6 protein-coding genes are annotated in these 10,859 nt (G+C 66.4%); 2 read left to right on the top strand and 4 right to left on the bottom strand.

Annotation, left to right across the window (positions count from 1 at the left end):
• The first annotated feature begins 225 nt into the window (after nt 1–225).
• Entirely contained in the window at nt 226–465 is a 240-nt protein-coding gene (locus ACFRAH_RS01610) for a hypothetical protein (protein ID WP_377989159.1), read from the top strand.
• Nucleotides 466–553: 88 nt separating this feature from the next.
• On the opposite strand, the gene ACFRAH_RS01605 is transcribed toward ACFRAH_RS01610, so the two are convergent.
• From ACFRAH_RS01605 to ACFRAH_RS01595, 3 genes are all read right to left on the bottom strand, one after another.
• Nucleotides 554–1,462 carry a patatin-like phospholipase family protein gene (locus tag ACFRAH_RS01605; protein WP_377989158.1) on the bottom strand — a complete coding sequence of 303 codons (909 nt, stop codon included), beginning with the start codon at nt 1,460–1,462 and terminating at the stop codon, nt 554–556.
• A gap of 201 nt (nt 1,463–1,663) precedes the next feature.
• Nucleotides 1,664–2,143: a hypothetical protein gene (locus ACFRAH_RS01600; RefSeq protein WP_377989157.1), complete on the bottom strand. Its 480-nt coding sequence runs from the start codon at nt 2,141–2,143 to the stop codon at nt 1,664–1,666.
• Between the two features lie 101 nt (nt 2,144–2,244).
• Complete coding sequence (locus tag ACFRAH_RS01595) at nt 2,245–7,788, bottom strand: peroxidase family protein (protein ID WP_377989156.1); 5,544 nt, start codon at nt 7,786–7,788, stop codon at nt 2,245–2,247.
• Nucleotides 7,789–8,384: 596 nt separating this feature from the next.
• On the opposite strand from ACFRAH_RS01595, the gene ACFRAH_RS01590 reads away from it, so the two are divergent.
• The gene (locus ACFRAH_RS01590; protein ID WP_377989203.1) at nt 8,385–9,635 is read left to right on the top strand and encodes an Nramp family divalent metal transporter; all 1,251 of its coding nucleotides are present in this window, start codon (nt 8,385–8,387) and stop codon (nt 9,633–9,635) included.
• Nucleotides 9,636–9,668: 33 nt separating this feature from the next.
• Here the strand turns inward: ACFRAH_RS01590 and ACFRAH_RS01585 are convergent, their stop codons facing one another.
• A complete protein-coding gene (locus tag ACFRAH_RS01585) occupies nt 9,669–10,838 on the bottom strand; it encodes an epoxide hydrolase family protein (protein WP_377989155.1) in 1,170 nt (389 codons plus the stop codon).
• Nucleotides 10,839–10,859: the final 21 nt, after the last annotated feature.

Genomic DNA, 10,859 nt, shown 5'->3' with positions numbered 1-10,859 from the left:
GGAAGGGCATTCGCCCTCGGGTTGCGCGACGTTACGCATGCCTCTTGACCCCTCCCGGCAACGGGACCAGACTTTTTACTGATTGGCAATTTAGAGATTCGTAAATCCGTGAATTCCAAGGTGTGGGCAGTGTGTTGGGCGGTTGCTGCACCTCCTGCGTCCCCGGGAGACCCAAGTCCGGCGGCCGCTGTCATTTATGTAGGTCTCAACTCCGAGGAGCACCTCATGGGCCAACGTCCGATTGTTCAGTGGTGGGACGAGCTTGATGACGCCACGAAGAAGTGGCTCGTTGAAAATCCCGGCTGCGTAGTTCTTCCGCGGACCGTGGCAAACGTGGTTCACCAGGTCTCAGGGGGCAGCGTTGCCCAGGACCAGCACGGCGAACACCAGCTTTCAGAGGCGGAGCAGTCCTTCATCCGGGCGAAGTGCAAAGCTGCCAGCGTCTCGACCGTACGGCACGCATAACGCGAGGAGGCTCCCTGCGCCAGCCGCCGGGACACGCTGTCGCGGCGGCACAGCCCAGTGCCCACGGAGTCGGCTCATTTCCGGAGCCTCAGCGCCAGAATTCGGTGAGTTGCCCGGCAAGTACTTTGCCTTGGTCATAGCCGGCGCGGGCAGCGGGCGGACGCAGCGACGGATCCATCGCGTTGGCGCCGAACATGTGCTCCGAGCTGCCATCCGGAAAGACCGTCTCCACCCTGCTGCCGGACCCGCGTAGCTCGTCGACCTGTGCTGCAAGCTGCATGCCCCAGGCCAACGGCATCCGTGTTCTGCCGCCGAACGGCGACAGCACCAGCACCCGTCCGTAGCCGGTAGCCAGATCGGCATTCTCGTTGCGACGGTAGCCGCCGTCGATGTACCGCTTGTCCCCGATCCTGTAGGCGGAGCCACTGGAACAGCTGGCCGCGACGGCGTCCACCAGGTCCACTCCGCTATCGCAGTCGAACACTGCGGCTTCACCGGTCTGGGCGTCGACCGCAGTGACGAGCATTGTTCGGTGTGGCCAGCGCTGACTGGGCAGCCGCGCGGCCACGGTTTCGCGCCACCGCGATTGCCATGCACCGTCCGACCCCGCCTCCCTCCCGAGCGCCGCCGCGCCCATTCTGCGGCGCATGTCGGCCGCGTCCCCGGCGGCGGCGATGATCCTGTCCGTTCTCTCAAGGTGGTCCGAGACCGGCCTGGCAGTAACGCGGCCGCCGTCGGAGCCGACCGGAGCGGTAGGTTGCCGGGAAGCCGTGGCAAGGATGGCGGAAAACAGTTCAGTCGGGCTCGCGCCGGCTATCTGGGCCGCGGCGGTCGATCCGGCCGAGGTCCCGATGACAAGATCGGCCGCGGTCATATCCAGCCCGGCATCGAACAGGCCGGCGATGACGCCGATCAGCCACGCATTGCCTGTTGAACCGCCGCCGCCGAGGACCAGTGCCCGCCCGTGCAAGGATGATGAAGAAGGTGTTGTGTTCAAGGGAGTCGCCTTTCGCGAATTGCCTGTTCGGCGCTCCCGGTGGCGGCTACTTAAGACGCGCGATCGTGGACTGCTGGGGAGCACCCATTACGGATACTGCGTTCATGGGTCTCACCTCCTGCCGTCGGATCACGATCACCCGAATAATCGCACACCGGCGGCGCGGTGCGCAATCGGTACACGCTCATCTCTGATGGGCTTTTAGCGCCTGATGGTCAGGGGCTTCACCGGCATCACGCACGATGCCCGCTCAAAGAGAACGACGGCGGCCCCCGCCACCCGGTTGTTCCTGCCAGTGTCGTCGCACCAGTCAATGTTGTACGGCACTGCCGTGACCGCGGCCTGGCCCGGGACCGCCCGGGCCGGGACGGTGAAAGTGTAAGCAAAGCCGCCGCCGTCGTTCATTGCCGAGGTCGTGTTGATGACCTTCGCGCCTGAGGAATCGGTCACGCTGATCTGGATCCTGGCGTTCCCGCCGTAGCGCGGATTGCAGCCCGCGTCCGGCGCCGTCACGGTCACGCTCTCCCCGGGCCTCGCCACTGAGGGGCTGACGGAAAATGCCGGCGGGAAGCACGGCGGTGCTCCTGGCGACGAGGGAGCGCAGCCCGCAGCGGCCATCATCACCAGCGCGCCGGCCGAAGCCACGGCGGCGAGTCCCCTGGACCGCTGAACGGAAGCCACACCGCCATTATGGCCGCCTGGCCGCACAACGAAAACGGGGACCGCCTGCAAACAGGCGGTCCCCGCATCCTTGGTTATTGCGGATCAGTGGCTAGGCCAGATCACCGCGTTCCGGTGGTGAAGGTCCAGCTCCGCGGGACGAACGGGTTGCCGGCCAGGTCACGTACCGACGAGATCGACATCGTGTAGGTCCGGTTCGCCGCCAGTGTGACCGACGGGTTCAGCGTCACTGTCCGGGTGGCGTTGTTGTAGCTCACCGCTGCCGGAATGACCGTCGTGCCGAGCCGCAGCACCACCGTTCCCGTGCTGGCGCCGGTGATCGCTTCGCTGAAGCGGGCCGTCACGTTCGCCGTCCGGGACACGCCCCGTGCCGAGATGGCCGGGCTGACCGAGACCAGGGTGGGAGCCGGTCCGGTGGTGAACTGCCACGAGGTGGACGCGATCGCGTTTCCTGCCGTGTCACGGACGGAGGAGACCGCCACGCTGTAGTTCCGGTCCGCCACCAGGTTCGCGTTCGGGTTCAGCGTTGCTGTCCGGGTGGCGTTGTTGTAGCTGACCGTTGCCGGGACCACGCTGGTTCCGAGCCGCAGGACCACCGTTCCGGTGCTGACGTTGGCCACCGGCTCACTGAAGGTGACAGTCAGGTTGTTGCTCTGGCTGACCGACTTTGCTCCGGCTGCCGGGGTGCGTGCGGTGATCGTCGGTGCGACGAACTCCGTCCGCGGCGTGGTGACTGCCGTCCGGGCCGACCTTGCGCCGGTGCCGGCCGAGTTGATCGCCGCCACATCGAAGGTGTACCCGGTGGCGTTGATCAGGCCGTCCACGACGGCGCCCGTGCCGGTTCCGACCGTCAGGGTCCTTGCCGGGGTGGTTGCCGTGCCGACGAACGTCCGGATTTCGTAGCCGGTGATCTGCGCGCCGCCGTCGGAGGCCGGAAGGGTCCAGGCCAGCGTTGCCGCCGCGTTGCCCGCCGCTGCAGTCACACCGGTGGGAGCACCGGGTGCGGTGGCTGCAGGTGGCGGTGGGACTTCGACGGTCGCCGCCGGAATCACCACGTTGGACGCCACCGAGAACGGGCTGGTGCCCTGGGCGTTCGTTGCCGACACCTGGAACACATACTTGTTGCCGTTGGTCAGGCCGGTCACCACAAGGCTGGTGTCCGTACCCGGTGCCGTGAGCAGTCCGCCCACCTGGACTCCGGCCGGGTTCGTCGTCACGTCGAGCGTCTTCACATTGAAGCTGCTGGCGACGCCGACGGTCGGTGCGGTCCAGGTAACCGTGGCCCGGGCGTTGCCGGCGGTTGCGACGCCGATGACCGGCGCGTTGGTGACCACCGTGTCAGCGAAGGCGAGTTGCTCGATGTTCCGCAGCGTGTCGGTTCCGTCGGCACCGACGTTGTCGGTCACCGTCGTCGTCGAACCGGGTGAGCCGAGGGTGCCGTCGCCGCCGGTGGTGGTGACGGTGTAGTTGGCCTCGGGGCCGGAGAACACTGCGACGTCAACATTGCCAGCGGTCTGCTCCGCCGTCGGCGTGATGACTTCACGGACTGCCACCAGGTTGCCGGGGTCGATGACGCCAGCGGCGACGTCGGCCTCCAGGGTGTGCGGGTTGCCCGCCTGGTAGGTGTGCTCCATGAGGTCGGTGCTGCCGATTTCGGTGGCGGGATCGGCCGGGTTGGTACGGACGCTGATCCGGACCTGGACATACCGGTCGCCGTCGAGGACGTCGTCTGCGCCGCGGCCTTCCAGCCTGTCGCTGCCGAGGCCGCCGAGCAGGATGTTGCCGTCGCCCCAGACCGGCCCGGTGAGCGGGCAGGCTCCCATTGCCGAAGCTGCCGCGATGGGTTCCAGCGGGGTGGAGGGTGCCGGGAGGATGGCCCCCAGGCCGGCGATCCTGTCGATGCCTGCCTGGTCGAGGACGTCGCAGCCGCTGAAGCCGGCGCCGCCCACGGTGCTGGGCGCCCGGTCGTCACCCTTGATCACGTCGTCGAACGCGGAACCGGAGTTGGCTTCCGTTTCCTGCCAGCGGTCGCGGTTGACCACAATCTGCAGCGGCAGGCCGCCCAGGTTCTGGTTGATCTTCATGTCATCGTTGGCGCCCACCGTGTCGTACTGGTGGATGGCCCAGTCGAACCCGGCCGCACCGGCGAACCGGTCGATCGCCGCGTTGGCAGCCATGATGTCGTCGCCGCCTTCCGCGTCGTAGTCGTTTTCACCGACCTGGCCGACCATGATGTCGTTGCCCGGCTTGGTCTGCGCCGGGTCGTCGAAGAACGGAGCGCCGTGGTCGCCCTGGAGCAGGTCCTGGCCGGAGCCGCCCTGGATCCAGTCGTCCCCGCCGTCGCCGAACACCGCGTCCGCACCGTCACCGGCCCGGATGAAGTCGTTGCCGGGGCCGGCAAACGTCTCATTGTCGTTGGCGCCGCCGTCCATGAAGTCCTGGCCGTCGCCGCCCATCATGATGTCGTCGCCGATGCCGGCATTGGTGTAGTCGTTGCCGGGTCCGCCCTTGAGCACGTCGGCTCCGGACAGGTCAGTGATCCGGTCATTGCCGTCGCCGCCGAGCGCCACGTCGTCGCCGCCGTTACCTTCAATGACGTCGTTCCCGGCGTTGCCCCAGAACGTGTCGTTGTCGTTGCCGCCGGTGACCCGGTCCACTCCGTCAGTGCCGTTGTAGACGGACTGGCCGTTGATGCCGGAGGGATCGACGGTGTTCTTCTCCTGGTACTGGATGGTGCCGTCAGGCTTGCGCAGGAGCAGGGCATTCTCGTTGCAGTCGGTGGTCGTGGGGTCATCTGCGACCGTCGGGCCCGACGCGGTGAAGCCTGCCGGCGTGCCGGCGAGGTTGCCGAGCTGGAACTTGCAGTCCGCGGTCGCAAACACGTCAGCCTTCAGCGTGTTCACGCCGTCGGTGTTGCGCATGATCATCTCGGAGAAGCTGTTGCCCTCGAGCTGGGTGCGCAGGTTCATGCCGGGCGTGCGGGCCAGGTAGTAGAGCCGGTCACCGTTCTGCAGGTCCGTCAGCTGGTTCTCGAACACGTAGTTGAACGTGCTGCCGAGGAGTCCGCCGAAGAGGTTGGTCTTCTCAGCAAGGCCGCCGACCCACAGGTCAACCTTGTTCAGGCCCGTCTCCTGGTTGGCCCAGGCGCCGGAGCTGTTCATGAAGTCGATCATGTCCGCCGTGGGAGGCGTGGCACCGATACCCGGGTCCACAATCGCCTTGGCTGCTGCCCGCTTATCCGCAAGCGTGGTGGCGTTCACGATCGTCGGGTAGGTGCCGTAGGCGGCCACGAAGTTGATCAGCGACTCGGGGTGCTTGATGTTCTGCCCGTAGTCAGCCCAGCTGGTGTAGGGGGTAAGCTGCCCGTCGCCGGTGGAGTCGTGAAGCTGGCGGCGCACCTCGTTCAGCGGCGGGACGCCGGCTTCACGGGCACGGGTCATGTTGATCGTCGCGAGGTCCAGAGGCAGGCCCAGCAGGTTGTTGCGGAGCGTGTCCGTGACGAACTCATCGAGCTCGTTGCCCGTCTGGTCGCTCATGCCCATGACGACGGCGCCCGCGGCCTGCTCTGAAGTCAGCTGGTTACCGTGGCCGTCGTCGGTGAACGCCGGCGGATTCAGGAAGCCATGCAGCAGCGGAATCGAGTTGTCCGTTCCGTCCGGGTTAGTGCGGGCGATCGTTTCGGTCAGCATCGAGTGGCCGAACCGGTACACAGCGTGCGCGAACTCGGCGTGGATCGCGCCGTTGACGTCCGTGTGGTAGACGTGGAACGGCTGGATCGCCGGCTGGACCTTGCGGGCGAACTCCTCGAACACCAGGTGCTGGTATTCCATCTCGGTGACGAACCGGGCGGCCTGGAAGAGGCGTTCGCCGTTCCAACCGCCGGCACCGGCAGCCAGCTTCCATTCAGCCAGCGCGGCCACGCCAGTGACCGAGGTGTCGTTGGTCAGCGTGTTCTTGAAGTCGTCCACGAGCCGGTCATGCTCGGAGTGGAAAATCTGGTGGATGGTGGTGAGGCCGATGTTCTCGTTGACGCGGCCGTCACCGGCGATGAAGTGCGCGTTCAGCATTTCATCGTCGTAGGTGCCCGGAGGCTGGCTGGCGAAGTCAGCCGAGGCGACGGTGTCGGCGTCGGGGGTCGGCGCAACCGGCGGGGTTGCCGGGTTGTGGTCGGTGTCCTGCGGGGACGGGTCGGCGTTGTGGGCGATGTCCGTCAGGAACGGCGTGTCAAAGTACTTGACGTTCGCCGGCACCAGGGTGCCCAGGCCGCCGTTGTCGGCGCGGTCGGCCTCAACGAGTCCGGTGTCGGTCACGAACTGCGGAAGTCCGCGGGCCGGGCCGGGAATGAACTTGCCGTAGGGGTCGACGGCGAGCTGCGGCACGTTCAGGACGTCCTTGTCCAGCAGCTGGATGCCCAGCAGGGTCTTGGCCTGCTCCTTGACGTTGGCCCAGTCGGCCATGCCCTTCTCAGCGTTGGTGCCTGCCACGCCGCCGAGCAGCTTGCCGGTGGAGACCGGTTTGCCGTCGGGGTCGTTGACGTACTCACGCAGGAAGACCTGGTGGGACGGGTGTGAGGTGTAGGTCTGGGACTGGTCCACGTACGGGGAGTCCGTGTTGGTCGCATTCTGTTCATCGTCAGCCGTGCCCATGATGCCGTCGGGGCCGGGCTGGTTCTGGGCCCGGGTCAGCACCATGAAGCGCTGGTTGGCGGGCAGGTCGTCGGCGTTGCCGAAGATGTGGTCCGGTCCGGCGACCAGCGGGTCATCGTCCCGGAGCGGCACGAACACGTTGCCGCCGCTCTTGACGGTCTGGTCCACGCCGTGGTCGAAGAACTGCCCGAACAGCGTGAACATTGAGTTGTAGGGCGGCGAAAGGCCGACGTCGGTGGTGACGTTGGGAATGAATAGCGTGTTGTGTGACGGCACGCATCCGGCCGGAACACCGTCCACCGGCGGGGTGGCCAGCGGATCCGGGTCGGTGGTGCAGGGGTGGACGCCCACGTTGCCCTGGGTGCGCACCGGGAAACCGGCGGCAGCCACGGCTGCAGGGTTGGTGGAGGTCTGGTCCACGATCAGGTTGCTGATGTCACGTGGCTTGCTGTCGAAAACGTTCCCGCTCTTTTGCTTGTAAGAGGTGGGGCCGGCGGGACCGAAACCGGCGGGCACTGGGTCTGCATCGTTGAAGACCGGAGTGGTGTAGCGCGGGAACCTCTGATCAGCGGCGCCGTAGGTTTCGCGCCCGGCCAGGAGGTTGTTGCAGGATCCGTCGACCGTGCGGAGACCGTACGAGGTCAGTGCGTCGGGGATCTGGTTGGGGCCCGTACCGATGAGGGCACCGCAGGGGCCGGTGGCCGACGTCGTGTTGGCCACGTGGGCTTCCGCGATCTTGATTTGCTTGAGGATGAAAGCCAGGTCGGACGCCGTGACGGTGAAGCCCTGGCCCACCGGGGCGGTCACCGCCTGGGCCGCGATGGTGGCTGAGTGGCCAATGGCAGCCACCAGGGACATGGCCACGCCGGCTGCGACGACGCGGTTAGGGGCGGCGAACAGGCGCCGCCGGCTTCCCTTGGCGTGCTTCGGGTGCCGCGGCGCTCCACGTGAGGCCGTCCGATCACCTCCAATGGCACTGATTGGGTGGAACACTTTCATGACGCACCTGCCTATTTTCTTGATTGAACGCCCTGATTGAACGTTGCATTGGACGGTGCAAGAGTGCGGAGGGTGCCTTGCGGAAACCTTGGGCCGTTTTTGCCAATAACGACGCCGATTGGACCGGCGGTAGGGGCTGTTCCCGGTGCTGCCAAGGGCTTTTTGCCCTCCTGGCGCCGAGAACCTCCCCCCGATCAGGGGGTGGACCCCGTCAGGCGGCCGGTCCGGCCGGGGCTTTTCTGCAAGTGGCACTGCCTAGGCTCCCCCGGCCGGACAGGCTGGCCCGCGGTGTGCGGCTGACCGCGGTGAAGCGGGGGCGTGTGACTCTCAGGGAATTCCCAGTCATTAACAAGCCTGTCCGAAGGATGGCCGGATTATCTTGTCCCCAGTTGCCACGCAGAACGTGCAACTGCCGCTAGGAAGGCCCCGCATCATCCCTGATCAGGGTGTGCGGGGCACTCTCCTGTCCACGTCAAAGGAAGGGATGCCCACTGATCAGACCCAGCATCCGTCTGCGCACCTAACCCCTACTTTTCGGTATACCTAAATCTCAGCTATCCTCGTCTTATCGGTACCCCCAATGACGAGGATGGATGATGGCTGTTTCGACCCTTTCAGAACGCACCGCGCCCGCACGGGTCTGGTCGCGCCTGTTGCTGCTGGGTCCGGCCTTCGTGGCGGCCATCGCCTACGTCGACCCGGGCAATGTTGCAGCGAACCTGACGGCGGGAGCGAACTACGGCTACCTGCTGGTCTGGGTGCTCGTGGCAGCCAATGCCATGGCCGTTCTGGTCCAGTACCAGTCGGCAAAGCTGGGCCTGGCCACCGGCATGAGCCTCCCGGAAATTCTGGGCAAGCGACTGGGAACCCGCCGCCGTCGGGCGTACTGGGCACAGGCCGAGATCGTGGCCGGAGCCACCGACATGGCCGAGGTGATCGGCGGTGCCGTCGCACTGAACCTGCTGTTTGGGCTTCCGCTGCTGGCCGGCGGGATCATCATCGGCCTCGCGTCCATGCTGCTGCTCTCGCTGCAGTCGAACCGGAGCCAGAAGTCGTTCGAAGTGGCCATCCTGACCCTGCTCGGCGTGATCGCCGTCGGGTTTGTGTCCGGCCTGTTCGTCAATCCGCCGGACGCCGGCAATGCGCTGACCGGCCTGGTGCCGCGCTTTGAAGGAACGGACACCATCCTGCTCGCCGCGAGCATGCTCGGCGCCACCGTGATGCCGCACGCCATCTACCTGCACTCCGCCCTCGCCCGCGACCGGCACGGCTTCTCCGAGAACCCTGCCATCAGGACCCGCCTGATCCGGGCCACCCGGTTCGACGTCGTCGGTGCCCTGCTGCTGGCCGGCGTCGTTAACATCGCCATGCTCCTGCTGGCAGCCTCCAGCCTGCGCGGTGTGGAAGGGACGGACACCATTGCCGGAGCACATGCGGCCGTGACGTCCGCACTCGGCCCGGTGATCGGCGTCGTGTTCGCGATCGGCCTGCTCGCCTCGGGCCTGGCGTCCACTTCAGTCGGCTGCTACGCCGGCGCCACCATCATGGGCGGCCTGCTCAAGGTCCGCGTGCCGCTGCTGACCCGCCGTGTGATCACCCTGATTCCGGCGCTGATTATCCTGGGCGCAGGCATCGAACCGACGCTGGCCCTGGTCCTCAGCCAGGTGCTCCTGAGCTTCGGCATCCCGTTCGCACTGATTCCGCTGATCCGGCTCACCGGCAAGCGCGAAGTCATGGGAATCCACACCGACTCGACGCCGCTGAAGATCGCAGGCTGGACCAGCGCCACGCTCATTGTTGGCCTGAACTGCGTGCTCATCGTCCTCACCGCGCTGGGCGCGTCCTGACGGTCCTGCCCAGCCTGATCTGTCTCAGGGAGATCAGTCGCGCAGTAAACGGTAAAACGCCCGCACATCGCCCAGCAGCATTTCTGGTTCCTCGAGAGCGGCGAAGTGTCCGCCACGGTCTTCGACGTCGGTCCAGCGCACGATGTTGTTCGCTTTCTCCTCCGCGAAGCGCAGACCCACGTCATGCGCGAACACGATCACAGCGGTGGGCACGCCCGAGCTCTGCGGCTGCGCATTCCAGGCCGCATCCTGGGCGTAGCCGACGTATGCCGATGAGCCGCCGGTTTCGGTGAACCAGTAGAGGGATGCGTTCTCGATGATGAAGCGTTCGCCGATGATCTCCATTGCGGGCATTTCGGCCGGGTGGGTCCAGGCCTGCAGCTTGTCGAGGATCCACGCGAACAGCCCCACTGGACTGTCCGCCATCATCGCGCCGATGAGGCCGGGGCGGGTGGACTGGATTGCGATGTAGCCGAAGTCCTTCTGCATGAATTCTCCGACGCGGCGAAGGCGGTCCTGTTCCAGCGGGGTGAGCCCCGCCGCTGTCTCGTCATCGATCCCGCCGACGAATGTCCCGAGCGAGCCGTTGACGTGAACACCGATGACGCGCTGCGGAGCCAGCCGCGCGATCTCCGGTGCGACGCCGGCGCCGACGTCGCCGCCCTGCACTGCAAACCGCTCGTATCCGAGCCGGCCCATGAGCTCGAGGAAGACGGCTGCGATGTCCGCCCGCTTCCATTCCGCGCCCACCAGCGGCGTGGAGAAGCCGAATCCGGGATGCGAGACGATGACAACGTCGAACGCGTCGGAGGCCACGCCGCCGTGCGCGGCAGGGTCGGTGAGCGGGCCGATGAGCCCTTCGAACTCGAGGAACGATCCCGGCCAGCCGTGCATCAGCAGCAGCGGCATCGCGTCCTTTTCACCGGAGCGCACGTGGACGCCATGGATGTTCTGTCCGTCGATGTTCGTGATGACCTGCGGCAACGCGTTGAGCCGCTCCTCCGTGGCGCGCCAGTCATGTGCAGCCCAGCGGGCAATGACGTGGTCCAGCACGGACACGGGGATGCCGGTGTCCCAGCCAGTGCCGGGGAGCGGATGCGGGAGGCGCGCGTTGCTGAGACGCGAGCGGAGATCCTCCAGTGCGGAATCGGGGATCTCGATGCGGAAGGGGTGGACGCGGGCGTCGATCTGGTTTGCAGTCATGTCTTCATGTTCCGGGTGTAT

Origin of the sequence: Arthrobacter sp. NPDC056727 (genome assembly GCF_042790555.1) — a bacterium.
Lineage (GTDB): Bacteria > Actinomycetota > Actinomycetes > Actinomycetales > Micrococcaceae > Arthrobacter.
The sequence above is the reverse complement of the archived record's forward strand: the minus strand, read 5'-3'. Positions and strand labels throughout refer to the sequence as shown.

What these genes read in the sequence shown, in the direction of transcription:
- ACFRAH_RS01610 (WP_377989159.1), top strand. Translation starts at nt 226, where the DNA reads ATGGGCCAACGTCCGATTGTTCAGTGGTGGGACGAGCTTGATGACGCC.
- ACFRAH_RS01595 (WP_377989156.1), bottom strand. Translation starts at nt 7,788, where the DNA reads ATGAAAGTGTTCCACCCAATCAGTGCCATTGGAGGTGATCGGACGGCC.
- ACFRAH_RS01590 (WP_377989203.1), top strand. Translation starts at nt 8,385, where the DNA reads ATGGCTGTTTCGACCCTTTCAGAACGCACCGCGCCCGCACGGGTCTGG.
- ACFRAH_RS01585 (WP_377989155.1), bottom strand. Translation starts at nt 10,838, where the DNA reads ATGACTGCAAACCAGATCGACGCCCGCGTCCACCCCTTCCGCATCGAG.